Genomic DNA, 23,886 nt, shown 5'->3' with positions numbered 1-23,886 from the left:
CCCTCATGCTGCGACTTCTCGCCAATCGGCTCGCGCTCTCGGTGCCGCTGCTGTTCGTCGTCTCCGTGCTGGTCTTCGGGCTCGCGTCGCTGGTGCCCGGCGACGCCGCCCGGACCATCCTCGGCGAACAGGCGACGCCCGAGGCCGTCGCCTACCTCCGGAACCAGCTCGGCCTCGACCAGCCCTGGTACGAGCGGTACGGCAGCTGGTTGGCGGGGGTCCTGCACGGCGACTTCGGCACCTCGATCCTGAGCGGCCAGGACGTCTGGACGACGCTGAACACCCGGTTGGGCGTCACGCTGTCGCTGGTGCTCACGGCCCTGGTCGTGAGCACGGTGATCGGCGTGGCGCTGGGGCTGGTCAGCGCCGTCCGCGGCGGGGTGCTCGGCCGCGTGGTCGACGTGCTGTCGCTGATCGGGCTCGCGCTGCCGAACTTCTGGATCGCGATCGTGCTGGTCTCGCTGTTCGCGGTGCAGTTCCGGCTCTTCCCGGCCACCGGGTACGTGCCTCTCACGGCGTCGCCGTCGGAGTGGATCAGCTCGTTGGCCATGCCGGTGGCGGCGCTGAGCCTGCTCGGCATCGCGATCATCGGCAAACAGACCCGCGACTCGGTGCTCGACACGCTCGGCGCGGAGTACGTGCGGGTGCTGCGGGCCAACGGCGTGTCCGAGCGGCGCATCGTCTTCGTCCACGTGCTGCGCAACGCCGCGATCCCGATCGTCACCGCGATGGGCGTGGTGGCGGTCGGCATGGTCGGCGGCTCGGTCTTCATCGAGAGCGTCTTCGTCCTGCCCGGGCTGGGCAGCCTGGCCACGCAGTCGACGCTCGACCACGACCTGCCGGTCATCCTCGGGCTCGGCGTGTACTTCACCATGCTGGTGATCGTCGTGAACGTGCTCGTGGACCTGGCGTACGGCTTCCTCAACCCGAAGGTGCGGGCCTCATGAGTTCCGGAGTCCAGGCGCGTCCGGCCCGCGGCGGACTGGTCCGTGCCGTCCTGCGCACCCCGCGCGGCGCCGTCGCGGTCGTGTTCCTCGCGCTGCTGACGACCGCCTGCGTGTGCGCGCCGCTGCTCACCCGGTTCGGCCCGCTCGACCAGCACATCGACGCGGTGCGCGGGCTCCCGTCCGGCACGTACTGGCTCGGCACCGACGTGCTCGGCCGGGACCTGCTGAGCCGGATCCTGTTCGGCGGCCGGTCGTCGCTGCTCGGCGTCGTGGAGGCGGTGGTGGCGCAGCTGCTGGTCGCGGTACCGGCCGGTCTGGTCGCCGGCTACTTCGGCGGCCTGGTCGACCGCGCGCTGATGCGCCTGGCCGAGCTGCTGATGTCGATCCCGGCGATCATGATCCTGCTGGCCGTGCTCGCGATCTTCGGCAACAGCCTGCCGGTGGCAATGATCGCGCTCGGGGTGCTGAGCTCCGGCGGGCTGATGCGCCTGGTCCGCGGCGCCGCGCTGGTCGCGCGGGAGGAGCTGTACGTCACCGCGGCCGAGCTCATGGGACTCTCGCGCACCCAGGTGATGCTGCGTCACGTGCTGGGCCGCTGCCGCGGCGTGATCATCGTCCAGACCTCGCTGTTCGCGGCGATCGCGCTGGGCGTGCAGACCGGCCTCACGTTCCTCGGCCTGGGACCGCAGCCGCCCGAACCCACCTGGGGCGGGATGGTCGCCGAGGCCGCGTCGGTGTTCAGCCAGGACCCGTGGATGCTGGTGCCGCCGGGCACGATCATCGCGCTCACCGTGCTGGCCTTCGGCGTGCTCGGCGACGTCGTGCGTGACGCCACCTCGGAGCGGCAGTCCGCGGCCGGCACCGGGCGGGCCCGGCACCGCACCGCACCGGCCGGTACCGCCGCGGCGCCGTCCGACGCGCTGCTCTCGGTGCAGGGGCTGTCGGTCGCGGTCGGCGGCGACACCCCGCTCCGGCTGCTCGACGACGTGTCGTTCGAGATCGCCGCGGGTGAGGTGGTGGGGCTCGTCGGCGAGTCCGGCAGCGGCAAGAGCATGACCGCGCGGGCCCTGATCGGCCTGCTGCCCACCAACTGCCTGGTCGAATCCGGCCACGTCGTGTTCGACGGAAAAGCGCTCCGGGAGGCGGACTTCCGTGCGCTCCGCGGGCGCGAGATCGCGATGATCTCCCAGGAGCCGATGGCGGCGCTGGACCCCTCGTTCCGGATCGGATCCCTGGTCGGCGAGGTCGTGCGCACCCTCGAGGGCAAGCGCGGCAAGGCCGTGACCGAGCGCGTGGTCGAGCTGCTCACGATGGTGGAGATCCCGGACGCGGCCGACGTCGCCCGTCGCTACCCGCACCAGATCTCCGGCGGGATGGCGCAGCGGGTCGCGATCGCGATGGCGCTGGCCGGTGGGCCCCGGCTGCTGATCGCCGACGAGCCCACCACCGCGCTCGACGTCACCGTGCAGGCCGAGATCCTCGACCTGCTGCGCCGGCTGCAGCAGGAGAACGGCATGGCGGTCCTGCTGGTCAGCCACAACCTCGGGGTCATCGCCGACATGTGCTCGGAGGTGCTGGTGCTCTACGCCGGGCAGGTCGTCGAGCAGGCCGCGGTCGACGCGCTGTTCGCCGCGCCCGCGCACCCCTACGCGGCCGCGCTGCTGGCCTCCAGCCCGGAGAAGGCCGGCATCGGGCAGCCGATCCGCGCGATCCCGGGCACGGTGCCCTCGCCGGAGGACTGGCCCACCGGCTGCCGCTTCGCCAACCGGTGCGAGCTGGCCGAGCCGGAGTGCCGCGGCGAGGCGATCCCGCTCGTCGACGTCGGCGCCGACCACCGGTCCCGGTGCATCCGGATCCCCGTGCTGCTCGAACAGGAGGCCACCCGGTGAGCGCCGAACACCTGCTCCGCGTCGAGCAGCTCCAGGTCGACTACCCCGCACCGCGGCGGCGCACGTTCCGGGCCGTCGACACCGTCGACCTCGCGGTCCGGCCGGGTGAGACGCTCGGCCTGGTCGGTGAGTCGGGGTCGGGCAAGTCGACGATCGCCAAGGCGATCCTCGGCATCGCCCCGGTCTCCGCGGGCACGATCAGCTTCGACGGGGTGGCGCTGGACCCGAAGCGGGTGCGTCGCCGGAAGCCGGTCACCGACCTCCAGGCGGTGTTCCAGGACCCCACCAGCTCGCTCGACCCGAGCAAGACGGTGGGCTACACCGTCGCCGAGCCCCTGCTGGCGCAGCTCGGCCGGGAACGCCGGAAGGCCGCGCCGGGTGAGGTGCGCGACCGGGTCGCCGCGATGCTCGACCGGGTCGGGCTGAGCGGGAACGCCGCCGCGCGCTACCCGGCCCAGTTCTCCGGCGGCCAGCGCCAGCGCATCGCGATCGCCCGCGCGTTGATCGTCGACCCGCGGCTGGTGATCTGCGACGAGGCGGTCAGCGCCCTCGACCTGTCGATCCAGGCCCAGGTGCTCAACCTGCTCGGCGACATCCGGGCCGAACGCGGGATCGGGTACCTGTTCATCTCCCACGACCTGCAGGTCGTCGAGCACCTCGCGGACACCGTGGTCGTGCTCTACCGCGGCCGGGTGATGGAGTCGGGTCCGGCGGCGGCGATCCACCGCAGCCCGGAACACCCGTACACGCGTGCGCTGCTGGCCGCGTCGCCGGTGCCCGACCCGGTCCGGCAGCGCGAGCGCCGCGCGGCCCGCGAGGTGTACCGGCACGCGCCGGCGCGTGCCGACGCGCTGGGGGAGAGCTGCCCGTTCCGGCACCGGTGCCCGTTCGCGGTCGAGCGTTGCGCGCAGGAGCGTCCGGTGCTCCGGGCGACCGCGGCGGGCACCGTGGCGGCCTGCCACCGCGTCGGTGAGCTGCCCGACGTCCGGGCGGTGGTCGCGTGACGGTCACCGCGCTGGAGCTGCTCCCGGGCACCGGCCCGGCCCCGGATCTCGCCGCCGCCGGCTACCGGGAGGAGGAGTACCTCGTCCGCGGGGTCGCCGACGAGTGGGGCTACGACGCGTCGGGCGTCGCCGAACGGCGTCGGCGGGACGTGCCCTACACCACCCGGGTGCTGGTGCGCCGTCCCGCGGACGACGACCGGTTCACCGGTGTGCTCCAGGTCGAGCCGCTGCACCCCGAGTACGACACCGCGCTCACCTGGCAGGTCCTGCACGGCTGGATCGTGCGTACCGGCGGCGCCTGGGCCGGCGTCACCCAGGACCACCGGCTCGCCGGGTGGCTGCGTACCGAGGTCGACCCGGCCCGGTACGGCGCGCTGTCGATCCCGGCCCCGAACCTGCGCTACGAGCTGGTCGCCGACGTCGCCGAGGCCCTCCGCGCCGCCGCCGGGGCCGCCCGCGTCTACCTCTCGGGCTGGTCGATGACCGGCAGCTTCGCCCGCGTGTTCCTCGGCGACGGCTTCCACCGGCGCCGCCGCCGGCCCACCGGCGCGCCGGTCTTCGACGGGTACGTGCTCGGCATCTCGTCCGGCGGGGCCGGGACCTCCGGCTACCCGGGCCTGTCCGACGAGTGGGAGGTACCGGCCGACGACCCGCGCCGGACGATCGCCGACCATGACGTCCCGGTCGTCGAGCTGCTCAGCGAGCTGGAGTCCGAGACGCACCAGCCCCACCTGCGGCCCGACAGCGACCGGTACCGGCTCTACCAGGTCGCGGGCACCTCGCACGACTCGCTGGGCCCGCGGGTGGCCGGCGCCGCGCCGATCCCGATCGTCGAGCGGCCCAGCGGCGCCCGGCTCGACCTGATCGGCAGGGCCGTCTTCGCCCGGCTCGACGACTGGGTCCGCGACGGTGTCCCGCCGCCGCGCGCCGACCGGTTCCCCTACGGCGACGACCACCGGCCGGCCCGGGACGCCGACGGCAACGTGCTCGGCGGGGTCCGTCCACCCTGGATCGACGAGCCGCTGGGCCGCTACGACCCGCACAGCACACCGGCGGTCACCGAGGTCACGCCGTCGCCGTGGACCCCGGTCGCCGACCCCGCGCTGATGGCGTGGCTCCGCGGCCACCTGGTCCCGCTGGAGCCGTCCGTGCTGGCCCGCCGGTACCCCTCGGCCGAGGACTACCTCGCCCGCTACGACGCCCGGTGCCGCGTGCTCGTCGAGGAGGGACTCCTGCTCCGGGAGGACACCGAGACGCTGCTCGCCACCGCCACCGCTCAATTCCTGGAGTGCCCCCGTGCCCTACCTTGATGTGTCCGGAACGAAGCTCTGGTACGACGAGCACGGAACCGGCACGGACGTCGTCCTCTCCTGCGCGATGGGCTTCAGCGGTTACCCCGCGGTGCTCGCCGACCCCCCGATCGGCGCGCGCGTGTTCGCGCTGCAGGCCCGCGGTTTCGGCCGGTCGGACCACCAGCCGGAGCCGCCGGCGCAGGGCTGGCTCGACCAGTGGGGCGACGACGTGCTGGCGCTGGCCGACCACGTCGGCGCGGAGCGGTTCGTCTACACCGGGGTGTCGCACGGCGCCGGGATCGGCTGGCACCTCGCCCGCCGCGTCCCGGAGCGGCTGCGTGCCCTGATCTCGGTGGTGGGCACCCCGCACGACCGGAACGGCGACACGTCCTCGTCGGCCGGGCGTCGCTCGGTGATCGAGAACCGCGGGAACGTCGCGGAGATCGAACGGCAGTTCCGCCGCCTCGGCGGGGAGACCGACACCCCGGAGCGCGCCGCGCTCCGGGACCGCACGATCGCGGCGATCCTGCGCCGGCAGGAGAGCTTCACCGACGACGAGGCACGCATCAACCAGGGCATGCCGTTCCCGGAGGCGACGACGAACGACGCGGTCGCCGCGATCCTGCGCACCATCGACGTGCCGGTGCTCATCCTGGCCGGAATGCGCGACGGCGTGATCTCGCCGGAGTCGACGCTGCGCGCGGCCCGGAACGTGACGCGGGCCAAGGCCGTGCTCTTCGAGGACGAGGGCCACTTCGTCGCCGAGGAGCGGCCGGAGCGCCTGGTGCGCGAGATCGCGGTGTTCCTCGACGAACTGGAGGCGACGCGATGAACGCGGGCGACAAACCACTGCGCGGGCGGATCGTGCTCGACCTCACCACGGCGCTGGCCGGGCCCTACGCCACGCTGCTGCTGGCCGGGCTGGGCGCCACCGTGATCAAGATCGAGAACCCGGCCACCGGCGGCGACAGCTCACGCAACAACGCCCCCTACCTGGGCGCGGACGGGCTGCGGATGGACCGGGGGAGCGCCGACGACATGTCGGTCTCGCTGATCGGCCGGGCCCGCAACAAGCAGAGCATCACGCTCAACCTCAAGCAGCAGGCGGCCCGGGACGTGTTCCTCGACCTCGTCCGGCACGCCGACGTCGTCGTGGAGAACTACGCCGCCGGCACCGCCGACCGGCTCGGGATCGGCTACACCGCGTGCCGGGAGGTCAACCCGTCGATCATCTACGCGGCGATCAGCGGTTTCGGGGCGCAGGGCGCGCCGGGCTCGGGCAAGGCCATGGACTCGATCATCCAGGCGCTCAGCGGCGTGATGTACACGTCGGGGGAGCCGGAGAGCGACCCGGTCCGGGTCGGTCTGCCGATCGCCGACCTGCTCGCCCCGCTGTTCGCGGTGATCGGCGTCCTGTCGGCGATCGTGGAGGTCGAGCAGAGCGGCGTCGGCCAGCAGGTCGACGTCTCGATGCTCGGCGCGCTGACGTCGCTGCTCTCGATCGAGCCGTTCGACGCGTTCGAGCTGCTCGGGGCCCCCACCCGCACCGGGCGCACGCTGCCGCGCCTGGCCCCGTTCGGCATGTTCCCGGCCAAGGACGGCTGGGTGGCGCTCTGCGCGCCCACCGACACGTTCGCCGCCGGGGTGTTCCGCGCCATGGGGACGCCCGAACTCGCCGACGACCCCCGGTTCCGCACCCGCGACCAGCGGGTCGGCCACGCCACCGAACTGCACGCGCGCCTCGACGCGTGGACCGGCGCCCGGACCCGGGACGAGATCGTGGCGGTGCTGGCCGAGCACGGCGTGCCCGCCGCACCGGTGCGCGCGCCCGCCGAGGCGATCCACGACGAGCTGGTGCGCGGCCGCGGCGAGGTCGTCGACCTCGAACACCCCGACCACGGCGCCACCGGCCAGGTGTCCGGCCCGGGGCTGCCGATCCGGTTCTCCGAGTCGGCGGCCGGCTTCGACCTGCCCGCGCCCCGCCTCGGCGAGCACACCGACGACGTCCTGCGGACGGTGCTCGGCTACGACGGGGACCGGATCACCGGGCTGCGCGAGAGCGGCGCACTGTGACCGCACTCGACGCGGCGTACGCCGACCGGTACGCCCGCGCCCGGAGCTGGCGCGGGCAGGGCGGCACCGTCGTCGGCTACGTCGGGGCGGACGTGCCGGTCGAGCTCGTCACCGCGGCCGGCGCGCTGCCGGTCCGGCTCTCCGGCCGGCCGGGACGCCCGCTCGGCCACGCGCTCGAGTACCTGGGCGCCGGCGTCGACGCGGCCACGCTGAGCCTCTTCGCCGGGCTGCTCGACGAGGCGCCGCCGCTCGACCTGCTGCTCGTCTCGCACGACAGCGAAGCGTCGCTCCAGCTGTTCTACGCCCTTCGCGAGATCCGCCGGCTCGGGCTGGAGCCGCACCTCCCGCCGGTCTGGCTGGTCGACGTGCTGCACCTGCCGCACCGCAGCACCGCGGCGTACAACCTGGTGCGGCTGCGTGAGCTCCGTCGCCGCCTGGAGCGGTTCGTCGGCGCCGCGATCGACGACGACGCGCTGGCCGCCGCGGCCGCGGCGCACGACGAGGTCCGCGCGGCCCGGCGCGCGCTGGCCGTGCTGCGCGGCCCCGGCCACCGTGCGCTGACCGGCGTCGAGGCGCTCACGCTCGTCGGCGCGGGCAGCGCGCTGCCGGTCGACGAGTACCTGCCGCTGCTGCGGGGCGCGCTCGGCGAGCTGGCCGGGCGCGAGCCGCGGCCCGGTGTCCCCCTGCTGCTCACCGGCAGCGCGCACGACGAGCCCGGGGTCTACCGCAGCCTGGAGGACGACGGCTGGCTGGTCGTCGGCGAAGACCACGACTGGGGCGACGGGGCGGGCGAACCACCGCCGGCGCCGCCGACGCTCGACGGTCTGGCCGAGTGGTACCAGAGCCGGACGGTCACCGAACCCCCGGCGGCGGCGGTGGCCCGCACCGGCGCCCACCACGTGCTCAGTTACGTCCGGACGCACGACGACGCCCCGCTGTGGGACTTCCGCGCGGTGGCCGCGGCCGTGCCGGTACCGGCCGTGCTGCTCGCCGCGCAGGAGTACGGCGCGGTCGACGTGGCGGCCGTGAGAGGAGATGGCCCGCGATGACCGATCGTCCCGCCTCGGCCCGGGCCGCGCTGGACCACCAGCGGTCCTGGTTCGCCGACGTGCAGCGCCGGGCCGCCGACGGCGAGCCGCTGGTGCTCGCGAACGCGGACGCCCCGCAGGAGATCTTCCGCGCGATGGACGTCCCGTACGTCGTCAACCAGTGGTGGGCCTCGATCATCGGGGCCAAGCGGCTCTCCGGCACCTACCTGAGCCGCCTGCGTGGCCTCGGCTTCCCCGACACCAGCGAGCAGTACAACTCGCTGGCGCTGGCCGGCCTGCTCGGCCCGGACGCCGACGGCGGCCCCTGGGGCGGGCTGCCGCGCCCGTCGCTCGTCGTCGCGGAGACCTCCGGCGACGTCCTGCACAAGGTCTTCCAGGCCTGGGAGTCCGAACTCGGCGTGCCCTACTACGCGTTCGAGAGCGCCGCCGAGCCCGAGGTGCCGGTCAACTGGTGGGAGCTGATGCCCGACCGCTGGGAACAGGCGATCGGCCCGGCCCGGATCGATCTGATGGCCGAGGAGCTGCTCGGGCTGATCCGGCACGTCGAGACGCTGACCGGGCGCCCGCTGCGCCAGTCGCGGCTGCGCGAGGTCATGCGCCTGTCCAACGCGCAGGCCGAGTGGAACCGGCGCACCCGTGACCTGCTGGCGAGCGCCCGCCCGTGCCCGATCCGGGTCAGCGACGTCATCCCCAGCGTCATGATCCCGCAGTGGCACCGGGGCACGCAGTGGGCCGTGGACGCGGCCGAGCGGCTCTACTCCGAGGTGCGCGAGCGGGTCGAGGCCGGCGCCGGTGCGGCCGCCGAGCCGGAGCGTCTGCGTCTGATGTGGATCGGCCGCGGCCTCTGGCACGACATGGACTTCTACCGCCGGTTCGAACGCTCCCACGGGGCGGTGTTCGTGTGGTCGATGTACCTGGCGCTCGCCGCCGACGCCTACGCACGCTACGGCGACGACCCGCTGCGTGCGCTCGCGGCCCGCTTCTGCGCGTTCCACGACCAGATGTACACCCCGCCGTGGAGCGGGGAGTGGTACGCGAAGGAGGCCCGTTCGCACGGCGTCCACGGGGTGGTGCACCTGGTCAGCGCGGACTCGCGCAACGCCTGGGCGACCAGCCGGTGCCTGCGCCGCGCCGGCTTCCCGGTGCTCGAGATCGAGCTGGAGAACGCCGACGCGCGCGCCTACGACGCCGACGAGGTCAACGCCCGGATCTCGGCCTGGCTGGACGGGCTCGCCTCGTGACCGGCGAACCGATCGAGGGTGACTTCCGGTTGCCCCGCGCGCAGGGCGGCCCCAACCCGCAGCACCTGTTCGTGACGCTCTTCGGCGACTACTGGTGGGCGCGCAGCGAGCACCTGCCCTCGGCCGGGCTGGTCGCGCTGGCCAACGAGTTCGGCATCTCCTCGGCGTCGGCCCGCGCGGCGCTGAGCCGGCTGCGGCGGCGCAACCTGCTGTCGGCGTCGAAAGTGGGCCGCCACACCTACTACGGTCTGGCCCCGACCACCAGGCAGACGATCGTCGAGGGCGGTACGCGCATCCTCTCGTTCGGCACCGACGCGGGGGCCGAGTGGGACGGCACCTGGCTGGTGGTGGCGTTCTCGATCCCGGAGGACCAGCGCGACGTCCGCCACACGCTGCGCACGCGTCTGCGCTGGCTCGGGTTCGCCTGCCTCTACGACGGGGTGTGGGTGTCGGCCGGCGGCGACGCCTCCGGGGCCGACGCCAAGGCCGTGGTGCGCGAGTGCGGCATCCGCGACGCCAGCGTGTTCCGCGCGACCAGCCTCGACGCGGTCGGCGAGGACGCCGGGCGGCACCCGCTCTCGGCCTGGGACCTCGACCACCTGAGCGCGGTGTACCAGGACTTCATCGACCGTTTCGAACCGCTCTACCAGCGCATCCTGGACGGCGACATCCGGTCGAGCGAGGCGCTGGTGGAACGCACCGCGGTGATGGACGTGTGGCGTTCCTTCCCCGGCCTGGACCCGGGCCTGCCCAGCCAGGTGCTCCCGGAGGGATGGCCGCGCCACCGCGCCCGCGAGGTGTTCTCCAGCGTCTACGACTCGCTCGGGCCGCTGGCCCAGGTCCGCTTCCAGCACATCCTGTCGCGCTACGCACCGGGCCTGGCGCCGCTCGTCGACCACCACCTGACGACGTCCGGGCCGATGGTCCCCGAGCAGCCGGCCGACGCTACCGGTCGGGTAGGGCATCTCCCGGCCTGACCAGCTGGTGCTGGTAGGCGAACACGACGAGCTGCGCCCGGTCGCGGGCACGCAGCTTGATCATCGTGCGGTTGATGTGCGTCTTCACGGTCAGCGTGGAGAGGTGCAGGCGCCCGGCGATCTCGTCGTTGGACAGGCCGTGCGCGACCAGCAGCAGGATCTCCTTCTCCCGCGCGGTGACCAGCGCGAGCTCGGGGCCCGGGTCCACCGGCGGCTCGACGTAGCGCACCAGGCGGCTGATCAGCCCGCTGGTGGCCCGGGGCGAGAGCAGGGCCTCCCCGCCGGCCACGACCCGGATGGCCCGGACCAGGTCACCCGGCGCGACGTTCTTGCCGAGGAAGCCGCTCGCGCCGGCCCGGAGGGCACGCAGCACGTTGTCGTCGTCGTCGAACGTCGTGAGGACCAGGACACGCACACCGGCCAGCCGGGGGTCGGCGCCGATGCGCCGGGTGGCCTCGATGCCGTCCAGGTGCGGCATCCGGATGTCCATCAGCACGACGTCGACCCGGGTGCGGTGGCAGAACTCGAGCGCCTCGTTGCCGTCGGCCGCCTCGCCGACCACCTCCAGGTCCGGTGCCGTCCCGATGATCATCGCGAAGCCCGCCCGGATGAGTTCCTGGTCGTCGGCGAGCAGCACCCGGATCGTCACGTCATCCCTTCGAGAACACGGCCGGCGGGCAGTTCGGCACGCACCCGGTACCGGCCGTCGGCGAGCGGGCCGATCGTGATCGTGCCGTCGGCGGCCTCGGCCCGCTCACGCATGCCGATCAGCCCGAGACCGGAGCCGGTCCGGCGCCGCTCCGGCGGGGCCATCCGGCTCGTGACGTCGAGGCACACGGTATCGGCGCGGTAGTCGACCTCCAGCGTCGCCTCACCCTCGCCGTGCCGGTGTGCGTTGGTCAGCGCCTCCTGCACGATCCGGTACGCGGCCAGGCTGACGATGGCCGGCAGCGGCCGGGCGTCGCCGTGCTGCCGGTGGTGGACGCCCAGACCCGCGCCGCGCAGGCCGGCCAGCAGCTCCGGGAGCCGCTCCAGGCCGGGCGCGGGTTCGGTGCTGCTGATCTCGTCCGGGTCGCGCAGGACGCTGACCACCGACTTGATCTCCTCGAGCACGGTGTCGGCCGCGGTGCGGATGTGGTCGAGCACGGGCCACACCCGGTCGGGCTCGTCGCGCAGCGCGTGACCGGCGGCGCCGGCGTGCACGCTGATCACCGTGATGTGGTGGGCGACGACGTCGTGCAGTTCGCGCGCGATCCGCAGGCGCTCGTCGATGACCCGGCGGCGCGCCTCCTCCTCGCGGTTCAGCTCGGCCTGCCGGGCCCGTTCGGTGACCTCGGCGACGTACGCGCGACGCATCCGGATCGAGTCCCCGATCGCGGCGCCGCCGAACACGAACGAGAACGTGGTCAGCTGGTCGGTGGTCCACCAGTCGGTGCCGAAGACCACCGAACCGGCAACCATCATCGAGCCCCAGACGAGCAGGGCGTAGAGCCACGGCCGCCGGCGCGCGCTCCAGACCCCGGCCGAGTACGTGAACGCCCCGGCGACGACGAAGAACCCGTCCGGGGGCCGCCCGGCCACGATCACGAGCGTGCCGAGCACGATCGCGGCCAGCAGCGTCGGAACCGGGTACCGGCGGCGGGCCAGCAGCGGGAGCGCGAAAACCACGGAGACCGCCATCGTGGCCGGTCGCACCGAGTGGTAGCCGACGAACAGCACGGTGAGCACGCCGGCCGCGGTCAGCACGACGTCGCTGAGCGGGCCGCGGTACCGATCGAGGGACATGCGACGACGGTAGAACGGGCGGCCACGTCGGGACGACCTGTGCACGCAGTACCGGGGCCCGCCCGGGTACCGCGTCCGCGGTACGCCGCGGCCTGCGCTGACCGGACGACAGACCGGGCCCGGCCCGCGACCGTGGAGCGATCGTCTAAGGAGGACCTCCGTGGAGAGCGTGTTGTACCGGCTGGGGCGGGCCTGCTTCCGCCGACGCCGACTGACCCTGGCCGTCTGGGCCCTGGTACTGGCCGCGCTCGGCGTCGGCGCGGCCACCCTGTCCGGCCCCACCGACGACGCGGTGTCCCTGCCCGGGACCGAGTCGTGGCGGGCGCTGGAGGTCGTCGAGGCGGAGTTCGGTGTGGACTCCTCGGCCCGGGTGGTCTTCACCGCGTCCGGCGACTCCGTGCTCACCGGCCCGGACCAGCGGTCGGCGGTGCGCGCCGCGGTCGCCGCGCTGCGTAACGCGCCCCGGGTCGCGGCGGTCAGCGACCCGTACGAGGCCGGGACGGTGGCCCCGGACGGGCGGACCGCCTACGCCACCGTCACCTACCCGGTGCACGCGACCGACATCGGGGCCGCCGACCGGGACGCGCTCCGGGACGCCGGGAACACCGCGCGACGGGCGGGCCTGGGCGTCGAGTACGCGGGTGAGGTCACCGAGGCCGAGGAGGCGTCGGGCGGCACCGAGCTGCTCGGTCTCGCCGTGGCCGCAGTCATCCTGCTGGTCACGTTCCGCTCGGTGGTCGCGGCCGGCCTGCCGCTGTTGACCGCGATCGTCGGGGTCACGGCGGGCACGCTCGGGATCACGATCGCCACCGGCTTCCTCGACCTGCCGTCGAACACCGCGGCGCTGGCCACCATGCTGGGCCTGGCCGTCGGCATCGACTACGCGCTGTTCCTGCTCTCGCGCTACCGGCACGAACTCGCGGCCGGCCGGGACCGCGACGATGCCGCCGGCCGGGCGGTGGGGTCGGCCGGCACCGCGGTCGTGTTCGCGGGCCTGACCGTCGTCGTCGCGCTCGCCGCGCTCGCCGTGGTGGGCATCCCGCTGCTGGCCGCGATGGGGGTGGCGGCGGCCGGTACGGTCGCCGTCGCGGTCGTGCTCAGCCTGACCCTGCTGCCGGCGCTGTTCGGCGTGGCCGGTCGCCGCATCGGCCCCCGGGCCGGTGCCGGTGGCCGGGGCGAACGCTGGACCCGGTCGGTGGTCGGGCACCGGATCGTCGCGTCGGTGCTGTGCGTCGTGGTCGTCGGGCTCCTCGCCGCGCCGGCGCTCGACCTGCGCACGGCGCTGTCCGACGACGGCACCGCCCCGGCCGACTCCACCCAGCGCAAGGCCTACGACCAGCTCGCCGCCGGGTTCGGGGCCGGGGTCAACGGGCCGCTGCTCGTCGTGGTGCGGGGCGCCGACGCCCCGGCGGTGAGCGCGCGGGCGCAGCGGGTCGTCGCCGGCCTCGACGGGGTCGTGGTGGCCACGCCGCCCACCGTGAACCGGACCGGGGACACCGCGATGTTCACCGTCCTTCCGGCCACCGGCCCCACCAGCGAGGCGACCAGGGAGCTCGTGCACACGATCCGGGCCGAGCGGGCCCGGCTCACCGGCGGGGCGACGCTCGCCGTGACCGGCCGGACCGCTGTCGACGTCGACGTGTCCGAGAAGCTCAACCGGGCCCTGTGGCCGTACCTGGCGATCGTGCTCGGGCTCGCCTTCGTGCTGCTGACCGTGATGCTGCGCAGCGTGCTCATCCCGGTCAAGGCGGTGCTGGGCTTCCTGATGTCGGTGGCCGCCTCGTTCGGGGTACTGGTGCTGGTGCTCCCGAGCCCGCTCGACAGCTTCCTGCCGATCTTCCTGGTCGGCGTGCTCTTCGGTCTGGCCATGGACTACGAGGTCTTCCTGGTGACCCGGGTCCGCGAGGAGCACCTGCGCGGCGCACCGCCGGACGACGCCGTCGTCGTCGGCACCGGGTACAGCGCCCGGGTGGTCACCGCCGCCGCCCTGATCATGATCAGCATCTTCGCGAGCTTCATCCCGTCCGGGGACGGCATCATCAGGTCGTTGGGTGTCGGTCTGGCGGTCGGCGTCGCGGTCGACGCGCTGCTGGTGCGGATGACGCTCGGGCCGGCGGTGTTGTCGCTGTTCGGCCGGGCGGTCTGGTGGTTGCCGCCGTGGTTGGCGAGATTCCTGCCGAACGGCGGTGTTCGCCACCTATAGAGTGCTTCTGGTAAAACACTTCTAGCGACACCGCAGGCGTTAAGCGAGGCGACGTTGGGCGCGGACCACCGGGTCACGATTTACGAGGTCGCCGAGCGCGCACAGGTCAGCATCTCGACCGTCTCGAACGTGCTGAACAAGCCCGACCGCGTCAGCCCGGCGACCAGGGCGCGTGTGCTCGCCGCCGCCGACGAGCTCGGTTTCGTTCCGAAGGCGCAGGCCGTGAGCCTGGCCCGTCGCACCACCGGGCGGATCGGGGTGATGGCTCCGTTCACCGCGTACGGGTCCTACCTGCGCCGGTTGGCCGGGGTGCTGTCGGCCGCGGCCGAGCTGGAGATCGACGTCGTCGTGTTCGACCACGAGTCGGCCGCGGCGGCGTCCTCACCGGTGCTGGCCAGCATGCCGATCCACGGGCGGCTGGACGGGCTGATCGTCATGGGGCTGCCGATCGAGGACGCGATCGCCGCCCGTCTGCGCGAGCGGCGGCTGGCGACCGTGGTCGTCGACGCCGGCAGCGCGCTGTTCAGCCGGGTCATGGTCGACGACCACGAGGGTGGCCGGCTGGCCGCGGCGCACCTGCGTGACCGGGGCCATCGCCGCGTCGGCTACCTGCTCGAACGCCAGGCCTCGGACTACGAGTCGCAGGCGATCAAGCGGCTGGCCGGCTTCGAGCAGGTCCTCACCGCGGCCGGCGGTGAGGTCGTGGTGGCGACCAGCGAGAACTCGGTCGACGGCGCCCGCCGGGCGGCGTCCGCGCTGCTCGACGCGCCGGACCGGCCCACCGCCGTGATGGCCCACCACGACCTGCTCGCCGTCGGCGTGCTCCTGGCCGCCCGCGACCGGGGGCTGCGGGTGCCGGCGGACGTGGCCGTGATGGGCTTCGACGACGGCGAGAGCGCGACCGCGGCCGACCTGACCACGGTCCGCCAGCCGTTCGAGGAGTCGGGCCGCGCGGCACTGAACATCCTCCTCGGGCACGTCGACGGTGCACGCGTGCGCTCGACGACGGTGCTCGACGTCCGGGTGATCGAGCGTTCCACCACCTGAACACGCTGGTGCGATACCGGCGTGGGTCGCTCGCCGTCGTTCATAAAAGTGCTTTTATAGAAACGCTTGACAGTGCCTCGCGCCATACGGTTTCGTGCTTGTTACGCGAGCGCGGCGTGTTCCCCGCTCTTCCTTCCCTGGAGGCCTGACGTGGCTTACAGATCCATCCGTCGACCGTGGCTCGCCGCACTGACGCTCACCGGGCTCCTCGCGGCCGCGGCCTGCAGCGCGCCCGGGGGAGACGGCGGCAACAGCGAGGCGAGTGCCAGTGCCGCGCCGGTGACCAACGCGACCTGCGGCAAGGACCCGGTCACGATGAAGGGCTACTTCGAGACCGGCTTCCCGCTGCCGAAAGAGCTCACCACCGAGTTCACCAAGCAGTTCCCGAACGTGAAGTGGGACATCCGCGAGGACCAGTTCGCGGTCATCACGCAGAACGCGCCCCGGGTGCTGGCCGATGACCCGCCGGACCTGATGCGCCTGCCCCAGGTCTCCGAGCTCACCAAGGACGGCCTGCTCAAGAACCTCGACGGCTACGCCACGGGATTCGGGTGGGACAAGTGGCCGGCGTCGCAGCTCGAGCAGATGCGGGTGAACGCCAACGGCGAACGCGGTGACGGCCCGCTCTACGCGATGGGCCTGAACTTCAGCATGACCGGCGTCTTCTACAACAAGAAGCTCGCCGCGCAGGCCGGCATGACCCAGCCGCCGACCACGCTGGCCGAGTTCGACGCGGTGCTGCAGAAGGCCAAGGCGGCCGGGCTGGTGCCGATCAACCAGTTCAACGGCGGCGCGACCGGCGGCCTGGCGTTCCCGCTGCAGAACCTGATGGCGTCGTACGGTGATTCGGCCAGCATCAACGACTGGATCTACCAGAAGGCCGGCGCCACCATCGACACGCCGACGAACCTCCAGGCCACCCAGCACCTCCAGCGGTGGCTGAAGGCCGGCTACTTCGCGCCGGACATCAACTCGCAGGACTACGCGACGATGATGAGCCGCTTCATCGGCGGCAAGAACCTGTTCATCTTCGACGGCGACTGGGAGTCGGGCAACCTCGACAAGCAGATGGCCGGCAACGTCGGCTTCTTCCTGATGCCGCCGGCGAAGGCCGGGGGCAAGCAGGCCGCGATGTCCGCCCCGCTGACGTTCGGCATCGGCAGTAAGTCGAAGAACGCCGACTGCGCCGCGTTCTTCCTGAACTGGGTCGCCACCAACCAGCAGGCCCGCGACATCGACGTGAAGATCGGTGGCTCGCACCCGATGGGCCCGGCCGACGCGTACATGCCCGAGGTCGCGAAGGACACGGTCACCGCGGCCACGCTGGACGCCGGCGCGAAGATCGGCCAGGACAACGGCGCGATGGACTTCATCGCCAACGCCACCGGCGCGATCTACGCCAAGAGCTGGACCCCGCAGCTGCAGAAGCTGGCCGCCGACCAGCAGACGCCCGAGGAGCTGCTGAAGTCGGTACAGAAGGACTACGAGAGCCAGGTCAAGCGCTGATGGCGCAACCGGCCACCGGGCGGCGCGCGCGAGCGCGCCGCCCTCGGCGCTCGTGGGTGGGGTGGTTGTTCGCCGCGCCCGCGGTGCTGGTCTATGCCACGTTCGTGCTGCGCCCGCTACTGCTCACCGTGCAGTACTCGTTCTACGAGTGGAACGGCATCGGGGCGAGCACCTGGGTCGGCCTGGACAACTACCAGCGTCTGGTGACCGACCCGGAGCTGTTCGCCACGATCCTGCACGCGCTCGAGCTGATCCTGTTCTTCAGCCTGATCCCGGTGCTGCTGGGCCTGTTCGTCGCGGCCGCGATCCGGGGCATCGCGACCAGCCGGCTGGCCACCGTGGCCCGCACCGTGCTGTTCCTTCCCCAGGTCATCCCGCTGGTCGCGGCCGGCATCATGTGGAGCTGGCTGCTCTCGTCCACCGGTCTGGTCAACGCGCTGCTCTCCGGCGTCGGGCTCGACCGGGTCACCCGGGCCTGGCTGGGGGACTTCGACACCGCGCTGCCGGCCGTCGGCATCATCGGCGCCTGGGTCCTGGTCGGCTTGTGCACGCTGCTGCTGCTCGCGGGCATGAGCAAGATCGATCCCGCGCTCTACGAGGCGGCCCGCCTGGACGGCGCCGGCCCGATCCGCGAGTTCGTCTCGATCACGCTGCCGAGCCTGCGCCAGGAGATCGGCGTCTGCGTCACGGTCACCGTGATCGCGGCGCTCGCCAGCTTCGACATCGTCTACGTGTCCACCCAGGGCGGCCCCGGCGGAGCCACGTCGGTACCGGGCCTGGAGATCTACTACCTCGCGTTCTCCGAGCGCGAGGTCGGCATGGCCTCGGCCCTCGCCGTGACCCTGGTGGTGCTCGTGCTCGCCTGTGTCCTGCCCATCCAGCGCTTCACCCGGGACGGTTCGCGGTGATCGTCAAACGGGGCGAGACGGTCACCGGGCGCGTCCTGCTCGTGCTCCTGATGGCCGTCACGATCATCCCGTTCATCAGCCTCTTCGTCACCGCGCTGCACCCCTCGGGTACCTACCCGTCCGGGCTGGCCTGGCCCGACCGCCCGCAGTGGGGCAACTTCGTCGACGCGTTCCAGGTCGCGAACATGGGCGCGCTGCTGGTCTCCAGCGGCCTGATCGTGCTCGGCGTCGTGCCGATCTCGCTGGTGTTCGGCACGATGGCCGGCTTCGCGTTCGGCCACCTGCGGATGCCCGGCCACCGGATCGGCTTCCTCGCGTTCGTGCTCGGCCTCACGCTGCCGTTCGAGGGCATCATCACGCCGCTCTACTACCAGGTGCGCGATCTCGGCCTGCTCAACACCCGGTGGGCGATCATCCTCCCGCTGATCGGCCTGTTCATGCCGTTCTCGGTGGTCTGGATGCGGGCCCACTTCACCACGATGCCCGAGGAGCTGTCCGAGGCCGCACGCATCGACGGCGCCAGCACCTGGCAGCTGTTCTGGCGGGTGCACGTGCCGCTGGCCATGCCCGCGCTCTCGTCGCTGGCGATCCTGCTGTTCCTCTGGACGTGGAACCAGTTCCTGCTGGCCATCGTGCTCGTCGACGACCCGGCCAAACGGACGATGGCCGGCGCGCTCGGCGCGTTCCAGGGCCAGTGGGGCACCAACATCCCGCTGCTCTGCGCCGGCGCGCTGCTCATCCTCGTCCCGACGCTCGCGGTGTTCCTCGTCTTCCAGCGCCGTTTCGTCGCGGCGCTGCTCCAGGGCTCGAGCAAAGGGTGATCAACACCAGCGGCTACGGCGACGACGAGCGCCGGCACTTCCTGCGCTACACCCGCACCCAGCGGTGGCCGATGCTCGGGCGTTTCCCGGTCGCGGCGCCGCTGCACACCGAACTGCTCGCCGGCATGCTCTCCTGCCCGGCCGGCGTCGTCGAGGACCTGATCGCGTCGCTCGACGACGAGCTGCGGGCCACCGCGGCGCAGCTGCTCGGCGACGAGACGTACCGGCGCGCGCTCCGGGCGCTGCCCTACCGGCCCGGCGAGCGGGTCGTCGCGGTGGGCGACTCGATCACCGCCGACCGGCTCGGCTGGTTCGAGCTGCTCCGGGCCTCGCTGGAGCTCGACGGCGGCGACGGCCCGACGCTGGTGAACCTCAGCGTCAGCGGCGACACCACCGCCGACGTGATCGAGCGGTTCGACCTGCTGCAGGCAGCCGAGCCGAGCCGGGTGCTGCTTCTGCTCGGCACCAACGACGCCCGCGCCCACGGGCGGGCCGGCGGGTACCGGATGGCCACCACGGCGGAGACCGGGCGGAACCTCCGCGCGCTGCGTCACCTGATCACCCGTGACCTCGGCGCCGAGGTCACGACGATCACCCCGACCGCGGTCGACCAGGCCCGGGTCGACGCGTCGTTCGCCGACGTCCCGGTGCACTGGAGCGCGGCCGCGGTGGCCGAGATCGCGGCCGCCGTCCGGGACGCCGACCCCGGCGCGATCGACCTGCACGAGGTCACCCGCACCGCGGCGCCGGGCAACCTGCAGGACGACGGGGTCCACCCGACGGTGGCCGGCCAGCGGTTCATCCTGACGTTCCTGCTCGACCGGCTCGCCGCCCCGGCGCGCCACGGGAGCGGTCGGGGGGCGGTCGCCCCGTCGGCTTGACTCGGGGGCGCCCGCGCCGATCAGAACGGCATGAGTGCCCGCAGAACCGCGATCTTCCTCGCCCTCGTCCTCCTCGGTGTCACGGCGAGCGTCCTCTCCTACGCCACCACTCCCGGTTCGGTCGGCTACCTCGTCGCCTACGCCGTCGTCGTCGGGCTCGCGTGGCGCTCGGCGGTGCGACGCAGCCGCCCGGACCGCGGCCCGGGCCTCCTGGTCGCGGCCGCGATCACGCTGTGGATGACCGGTGACCTCATCGAGGCCGTGCAGTACTACTTCTTCACGGTTCCCCCGGTCGGGCCGTCGGACGTCTGCTGGCTCGGTGGGTACCCGCTGCTCGCGGTGGCGCTCGTGCAGATGGCGCGTCGGCGGGCTCCGGGCCAGCTGCGCGGCGCGGTGCTCGACGGTGCCACGCTGACCATGGCCGCGGCGATGCTCAGCTGGCAGTTCCTCATCTCGCCGCTGCTCGCCACGGGGGAGAGCCTGGCCTCGTCGGTGGTACCGGCGCTCTATCCGGTGGCCGACGTCGTCCTGCTGGCCGGTGTGCTGATCATCGCGCTCTCCCCGGGTGGCCGGGGCCGGCCGACCCAGTACCTGTTCGGCGGCGTCACCGTGTACCTGGCGGTGGACCTCGGGTACAACCTGCTGCCCTACGTCGTGTCCTACGACCTGGTCGCCCGGCTCGGCCCGCTGGTGCTGGCCGGCAACGGGCTGCTCGTCGCGGCGCTGCTCCACCCGGCCAGCACCGAGCTGCTCCGCCCCGGGGCGCGGCTGCGCACGCTGCACGCGGCCCGGGTGCTCTTCCTCGGGTGCGCGCTGATGACCGCGCCGACGCTGGCGATCCTGCGGTCGGACGTGGGCGGTACCGAGGTGGCGGCGCTGGCCGCGACGGCCGCCTGCGCCGCGTTCATCCTGGCCCGCTTCACCGCCGCCGTGCGCGAGCAGGAGCGCACCCAGGCCCAGCTGGCCTACCAGGCCCACCACGACCCGCTGACCGGGCTGGCGAACCGGTCGGTGCTGACCGACCGCCTGGGTGAGGCCGCGACCCCGGTGGCCGTTCTCTACCTCGACCTGGACGGGTTCAAGCAGGTGAACGACCGGCTCGGGCACGAGGCCGGCGACGCCGTGCTCCAAGCGGTGGCCGCGCGGCTCTCGGCCGCGGTCCGCCGGACCGACCTGGTGTCCCGGCTCGGCGGGGACGAGTTCGTGCTGCTCTGTCCGGGCGCGACCGAGGCCGACGCGATCGAGCTGGCCGACCGGGTGCTGCGTGACGTCGCCGAGCCGGTCCCGTACCGGGGCGAGCAGCTGCGGGTGGGCGTCAGCATCGGTATCGCCTCCCTGACCGGCGCGGACGGCGCGGACGACCCGGCCGGCGTCGTGCCGTCGGCGTTGCTCCGGTCGGCCGACAGCGCGATGTACGACGCGAAGCGGCTCGGCCGCGGGAACTGGGTGCTGGCCGGCGCGTGAGGCCGCTTGACCGTGCCCCGAGGGCACGGTTGAGGATCACCGCATGACGTGGAGCACGCGCCAGCTCGCCGATCTCGCGGGCACGACGGTCAAGGCGGTCCGGTACTACCACGAGGTCGGGTTGCTGGCGGAACCCGAGCGGGCCGCCAACGGGTACAAGCAGTACGGCGTGCGTCATCTCGTGCGGGTGCTGCGCATCAAACGGCTGGTCGACCTGGGCCTGCCGCTCGCGCAGATCGCCGACCTCGGGGAGGCCGACGAGCGGCCCGAGGACGCGCTGCGGGTGCTCGACACCGAGCTGGCCGCGACGATCGAACGGCTCCAGCGGGTGCGTGCCGAGCTCGCGGTGATCCTCGGCGAGCGCGCCCCGGTCGACCTGCCCGAAGGGTTCGGGGCGATCGGCGCGAACCTGCCCGACGCCGACCGCGCGCTCATCCTCATCTACTCACGCGTGTTCGACGCCGCGGGCATGGCGGCGCTGCGCGAGATGGTGCGCACGTCCGACCTGGAGCCCGAGGCGCGGGCACTGGAGAGCCTGCCCGCGGACGCCGACGAGGACCGGCGGCAGGAGGTCGCGGAGGCCTACGCGGCCCGGACCGAACGCATGCTGGCCGAGCACCCGGACGTCGCCGGGTTACGCGCCCGTGCTCCGCGGGGGTTTTCGTTCGCCGACGAGGTGATAAACCGCGCTCTGCGCGAGCTCTACAACCCGGCCCAGCTCGACGTGCTGCACCGCGTCAACCGCATCCTCAACTCCTGAAGGAGACCCCCTCGTCATGCCGCCTTCTGTGCTCACCCGGCCGCGGCCCGGGTGGCCCGAGATCCTCGTCGGTGGGCTCGCCTACCTGGGCGCGATCGTCGTCACCGTCGTCCTCTTACGCAGCATCCCCGACGACCAGGAGGTTTTCTCCGGGATCGCCGCGCTCGCGCTCTCGGGCGTGATCGGCCTGATCGCGTTCGGTGCGGCGTTCGCGATCCGCGTCCGCACGCTCGAACCGTTCGGCTTCCGGCGCACCACGGGGAAGTGGCTGCTGGCCGGCGCCGGTGGCGGCCTGCTCTGCTTCCTGCTCGGCCTCGTCGCGTCGGGTCTCTACGTGGCGTTCACCGGTGACTCGGAGAACATCCAGGGCGATTACCAGTCGGCCGCGGACGGCGGTGTACTGGCCTTGGCCGCCACGCTGCTGTTCGGTGCCGTGCTCACGCCGCTCGGCGAGGAGTCCTACTTCCGCGGGGTGCTCGCCAACGGGCTCGGACGCTACGGCGCCTGGGTCAGCGTGCCGGCCAGCGCGGCGGTCTTCGCGGTCGCGCACGGCATCAACCCGGTGATGCCGGTCGCGTTCACCGTCGGCATCGTCACCGCGGTGCTGTTCCGGCGCAGCGGGTCGCTGTGGCCGGGCGTGTTCGTGCACGCGGTGAACAACGCGCTCGCGTCGACCGTGCCGTTGTTCTTCACCTGAGGAGCTTGCGCAGCAGCAGCCGTTTCTGAGCCGCGGAGAGAGCGCGAACCGGGGCCGGGGGCGGCTGCGTCAGCGTCGCCTCGATCAGGTCGGCGGCGGTCTCGCTGCTGCGTGCCGGGTCCTCGCCGGCCGGCCGGGCGCGGCGTCGCAGCGCGGTCGTGAGCAGGTCGGCGAGCAGCTCCGGCGAGGCCCGGTCGACGTCGGTCCAGCGCGCGAGCCCGAACCGGGCCAGGCGGGCGGCGTTGTCCGGGCGGTCGGCGCCGTGGGCCAGGATGACCTGCGGTGTGCCCGAGCGCAGCGCCCTGACCGCGGTGCCGATGCCGCCGTGGTGCAGCAGCGCCCCGGCCCGCGGCACCACGGCCGGGAACGGTAACCGCGGATACCAGCGCGTGTGCGGGGGCAGGCGCGCCGGGAGCAGGGCCCGGTCGGGGGCGACGACCACCGCGCGGTGCCCGGTGCGTGCGACCGCGTCGAGCGCCAGCGGGTAGAAGCGGGGGTGCAGCATCGCGCCGGTGCCGCCGGTGACGAGCAGCGGCGCACCGGCGAGCCGGTCGGCGCCGTCGGTGGCCGCCGCCGCGGCGTCGTCGGTGGTCGCCTTCTTGGCGTCGTCGGTGGTCGCCGCCTCGTCGTCGGTGGTCGCCGGCTCGTCGTCGCCGGTGACGAAACCGACCAGGTCGACGCCGGGCGGCGCGGGCGCACCGGCCGCGTCGAACCACCGCGGCCAGAGGCCCAGCGTGCGTGCGGAGGAGCCGAGCCAGCGCAGCCAGTCGGTGCGCGCGGGCAGGCCGTGGCGGGCCCGCACCGCTCCGACGCCGTCGGCGAGCCCGCGGGCCAGGTTGAGCGCCGCGGCCGGCGCGACGAGCAACTGGACCGGGGCGACCGCGACCGTGACCGCCGGAGCGCCGAGCGCTTCGGCGGCGATCAGCACCGACAGCGCGGACGTGTGCCGTCCGACCAGCACCGTCGCACCCGGACGGTGCCGCTCGGCCAGCGCCGCCACCTCGGCGTCGAGCTGCGCGAACAGCCCCGCCTTCCGGTAGTGGCGGCGCAGCTCGTCGGGGCTGCGCACGTCGATGCCGACCTGGCTCTCCGGATAGGACTCCTCGGTGTCGATCGGCACGAACTCGAGGCCCGCCGCGCGCACCCGCGCGGCGTAGGGCGCGTGGGTCAGCAGGCTGACGTCGTGGCCCCGGGCCGCGAGGGCCGCTCCGATGCGGACGAACGGCAGCACGTCACCGCCGGATCCGTGGGTGACGAGCAGGACGACCGCCATCGGCCGAGTATCGCGCACGTGTCCACCGGGTTACACGAACTCTTGACGCTACGTAGTGCGGTTAGTACC

21 protein-coding genes are annotated in these 23,886 nt (G+C 73.2%); 18 read left to right on the top strand and 3 right to left on the bottom strand.

Annotated features, from left to right (window positions below):
• Positions 1–5: 5 nt before the first annotated feature.
• Genes ABD437_RS13910 through ABD437_RS13870 form a run of 9 tightly spaced genes read left to right on the top strand, consistent with a single transcriptional unit; the run spans position 6 to position 10,472 of the window.
• Positions 6–947: an ABC transporter permease gene (locus ABD437_RS13910; protein WP_344649219.1), complete on the top strand. Its 942-nt coding sequence runs from the start codon at positions 6–8 to the stop codon at positions 945–947.
• The gene (locus ABD437_RS13905) at positions 944–2,836 is read left to right on the top strand and encodes a dipeptide/oligopeptide/nickel ABC transporter permease/ATP-binding protein (RefSeq protein WP_344649218.1); all 1,893 of its coding nucleotides are present in this window, start codon (positions 944–946) and stop codon (positions 2,834–2,836) included. Before ABD437_RS13910 ends, ABD437_RS13905 begins: the two co-directional genes overlap by 4 nt.
• Positions 2,833–3,840 carry an oligopeptide/dipeptide ABC transporter ATP-binding protein gene (locus ABD437_RS13900; RefSeq protein WP_344649217.1) on the top strand — a complete coding sequence of 336 codons (1,008 nt, stop codon included), beginning with the start codon at positions 2,833–2,835 and terminating at the stop codon, positions 3,838–3,840. Before ABD437_RS13905 ends, ABD437_RS13900 begins: the two co-directional genes overlap by 4 nt.
• A complete protein-coding gene (locus ABD437_RS13895; protein ID WP_344649216.1) occupies positions 3,837–5,150 on the top strand; it encodes an alpha/beta hydrolase domain-containing protein in 1,314 nt (437 codons plus the stop codon). The genes ABD437_RS13900 and ABD437_RS13895 overlap by 4 nt, the downstream gene beginning before the upstream one ends.
• Positions 5,137–5,964, top strand: coding sequence for an alpha/beta fold hydrolase (locus ABD437_RS13890; protein WP_344649215.1), 828 nt, complete (start codon positions 5,137–5,139; stop codon positions 5,962–5,964). The genes ABD437_RS13895 and ABD437_RS13890 overlap by 14 nt, the downstream gene beginning before the upstream one ends.
• Positions 5,961–7,205, top strand: coding sequence for a CaiB/BaiF CoA transferase family protein (locus ABD437_RS13885; protein ID WP_344649214.1), 1,245 nt, complete (start codon positions 5,961–5,963; stop codon positions 7,203–7,205). The genes ABD437_RS13890 and ABD437_RS13885 overlap by 4 nt, the downstream gene beginning before the upstream one ends.
• Positions 7,202–8,254, top strand: a complete 1,053-nt coding sequence (locus tag ABD437_RS13880) for a 2-hydroxyacyl-CoA dehydratase (protein ID WP_344649213.1) — start codon at positions 7,202–7,204, stop codon at positions 8,252–8,254. Before ABD437_RS13885 ends, ABD437_RS13880 begins: the two co-directional genes overlap by 4 nt.
• On the top strand, positions 8,251–9,495 hold the full coding sequence (locus tag ABD437_RS13875) for a 2-hydroxyacyl-CoA dehydratase (protein ID WP_344649212.1): 1,245 nt from the start codon (positions 8,251–8,253) through the stop codon (positions 9,493–9,495). The genes ABD437_RS13880 and ABD437_RS13875 overlap by 4 nt, the downstream gene beginning before the upstream one ends.
• Positions 9,492–10,472 carry a PaaX family transcriptional regulator gene (locus ABD437_RS13870; RefSeq protein WP_344649211.1) on the top strand — a complete coding sequence of 327 codons (981 nt, stop codon included), beginning with the start codon at positions 9,492–9,494 and terminating at the stop codon, positions 10,470–10,472. Before ABD437_RS13875 ends, ABD437_RS13870 begins: the two co-directional genes overlap by 4 nt.
• Here the strand turns inward: ABD437_RS13870 and ABD437_RS13865 are convergent.
• Positions 10,441–11,121, bottom strand: coding sequence for a response regulator (locus ABD437_RS13865; RefSeq protein ID WP_344649210.1), 681 nt, complete (start codon positions 11,119–11,121; stop codon positions 10,441–10,443). The two genes, ABD437_RS13870 and ABD437_RS13865, sit on opposite strands and share 32 nt — an antisense overlap.
• The gene (locus ABD437_RS13860) at positions 11,118–12,257 is read right to left on the bottom strand and encodes a sensor histidine kinase (protein ID WP_344649209.1); all 1,140 of its coding nucleotides are present in this window, start codon (positions 12,255–12,257) and stop codon (positions 11,118–11,120) included. Before ABD437_RS13860 ends, ABD437_RS13865 begins: the two co-directional genes overlap by 4 nt.
• 160 nt (positions 12,258–12,417) lie before the next feature.
• On the opposite strand from ABD437_RS13860, the gene ABD437_RS13855 reads away from it, so the two are divergent.
• The 9 genes from ABD437_RS13855 (at position 12,418) to ABD437_RS13815 (ending at position 22,544) form a co-directional block, all read left to right on the top strand.
• The gene (locus tag ABD437_RS13855; protein WP_344649208.1) at positions 12,418–14,460 is read left to right on the top strand and encodes an MMPL family transporter; all 2,043 of its coding nucleotides are present in this window, start codon (positions 12,418–12,420) and stop codon (positions 14,458–14,460) included.
• Between the two features lie 54 nt (positions 14,461–14,514).
• Positions 14,515–15,507 carry a LacI family DNA-binding transcriptional regulator gene (locus tag ABD437_RS13850; protein WP_344649207.1) on the top strand — a complete coding sequence of 331 codons (993 nt, stop codon included), beginning with the start codon at positions 14,515–14,517 and terminating at the stop codon, positions 15,505–15,507.
• A gap of 150 nt (positions 15,508–15,657) precedes the next feature.
• The gene (locus ABD437_RS13845) at positions 15,658–17,013 is read left to right on the top strand and encodes an ABC transporter substrate-binding protein (protein ID WP_344649206.1); all 1,356 of its coding nucleotides are present in this window, start codon (positions 15,658–15,660) and stop codon (positions 17,011–17,013) included.
• Positions 17,013–17,921 (top strand): carbohydrate ABC transporter permease, encoded by a 909-nt coding sequence (locus ABD437_RS13840; protein WP_344649205.1) that lies wholly within the window; start codon positions 17,013–17,015, stop codon positions 17,919–17,921. The genes ABD437_RS13845 and ABD437_RS13840 overlap by 1 nt, the downstream gene beginning before the upstream one ends.
• The gene (locus ABD437_RS13835) at positions 17,918–18,742 is read left to right on the top strand and encodes a carbohydrate ABC transporter permease (protein ID WP_344649204.1); all 825 of its coding nucleotides are present in this window, start codon (positions 17,918–17,920) and stop codon (positions 18,740–18,742) included. The genes ABD437_RS13840 and ABD437_RS13835 overlap by 4 nt, the downstream gene beginning before the upstream one ends.
• On the top strand, positions 18,739–19,623 hold the full coding sequence (locus tag ABD437_RS13830; RefSeq protein WP_344649203.1) for a GDSL-type esterase/lipase family protein: 885 nt from the start codon (positions 18,739–18,741) through the stop codon (positions 19,621–19,623). The genes ABD437_RS13835 and ABD437_RS13830 overlap by 4 nt, the downstream gene beginning before the upstream one ends.
• A 30-nt stretch (positions 19,624–19,653) precedes the next feature.
• Positions 19,654–21,087: a diguanylate cyclase domain-containing protein gene (locus ABD437_RS13825; RefSeq protein ID WP_344649202.1), complete on the top strand. Its 1,434-nt coding sequence runs from the start codon at positions 19,654–19,656 to the stop codon at positions 21,085–21,087.
• 43 nt (positions 21,088–21,130) lie between these two features.
• The gene (locus tag ABD437_RS13820) at positions 21,131–21,847 is read left to right on the top strand and encodes a helix-turn-helix domain-containing protein (RefSeq protein ID WP_344649201.1); all 717 of its coding nucleotides are present in this window, start codon (positions 21,131–21,133) and stop codon (positions 21,845–21,847) included.
• A 16-nt stretch (positions 21,848–21,863) separates the two neighbouring features.
• Positions 21,864–22,544 (top strand): CPBP family intramembrane glutamic endopeptidase, encoded by a 681-nt coding sequence (locus ABD437_RS13815; protein WP_344649200.1) that lies wholly within the window; start codon positions 21,864–21,866, stop codon positions 22,542–22,544.
• Here the strand turns inward: ABD437_RS13815 and ABD437_RS13810 are convergent.
• Positions 22,537–23,817: a glycosyltransferase gene (locus ABD437_RS13810; RefSeq protein ID WP_344649199.1), complete on the bottom strand. Its 1,281-nt coding sequence runs from the start codon at positions 23,815–23,817 to the stop codon at positions 22,537–22,539. The genes ABD437_RS13815 and ABD437_RS13810 overlap by 8 nt on opposite strands.
• Positions 23,818–23,886: the final 69 nt, after the last annotated feature.

Source organism: Cryptosporangium japonicum (assembly GCF_039524755.1).
Classification (GTDB): domain Bacteria; phylum Actinomycetota; class Actinomycetes; order Mycobacteriales; family Cryptosporangiaceae; genus Cryptosporangium; species Cryptosporangium japonicum.
Note: the sequence above shows the minus strand (reverse complement) of the source record. Positions and strands in the feature narration are given on the sequence as shown.

Excerpts from the sequence above, each read along its gene's own strand:
- ABD437_RS13825 (WP_344649202.1), top strand. The coding sequence starts at position 19,654 with ATGAGTGCCCGCAGAACCGCGATCTTCCTCGCCCTCGTCCTCCTCGGT.
- ABD437_RS13875 (WP_344649212.1), top strand. The coding sequence starts at position 8,251 with ATGACCGATCGTCCCGCCTCGGCCCGGGCCGCGCTGGACCACCAGCGG.
- ABD437_RS13820 (WP_344649201.1), top strand. The coding sequence starts at position 21,131 with ATGACGTGGAGCACGCGCCAGCTCGCCGATCTCGCGGGCACGACGGTC.
- ABD437_RS13910 (WP_344649219.1), top strand. The coding sequence starts at position 6 with ATGCTGCGACTTCTCGCCAATCGGCTCGCGCTCTCGGTGCCGCTGCTG.
- ABD437_RS13840 (WP_344649205.1), top strand. The coding sequence starts at position 17,013 with ATGGCGCAACCGGCCACCGGGCGGCGCGCGCGAGCGCGCCGCCCTCGG.
- ABD437_RS13815 (WP_344649200.1), top strand. The coding sequence starts at position 21,864 with ATGCCGCCTTCTGTGCTCACCCGGCCGCGGCCCGGGTGGCCCGAGATC.
- ABD437_RS13810 (WP_344649199.1), bottom strand. The coding sequence starts at position 23,817 with ATGGCGGTCGTCCTGCTCGTCACCCACGGATCCGGCGGTGACGTGCTG.
- ABD437_RS13905 (WP_344649218.1), top strand. The coding sequence starts at position 944 with ATGAGTTCCGGAGTCCAGGCGCGTCCGGCCCGCGGCGGACTGGTCCGT.
- ABD437_RS13860 (WP_344649209.1), bottom strand. The coding sequence starts at position 12,257 with ATGTCCCTCGATCGGTACCGCGGCCCGCTCAGCGACGTCGTGCTGACC.
- ABD437_RS13885 (WP_344649214.1), top strand. The coding sequence starts at position 5,961 with ATGAACGCGGGCGACAAACCACTGCGCGGGCGGATCGTGCTCGACCTC.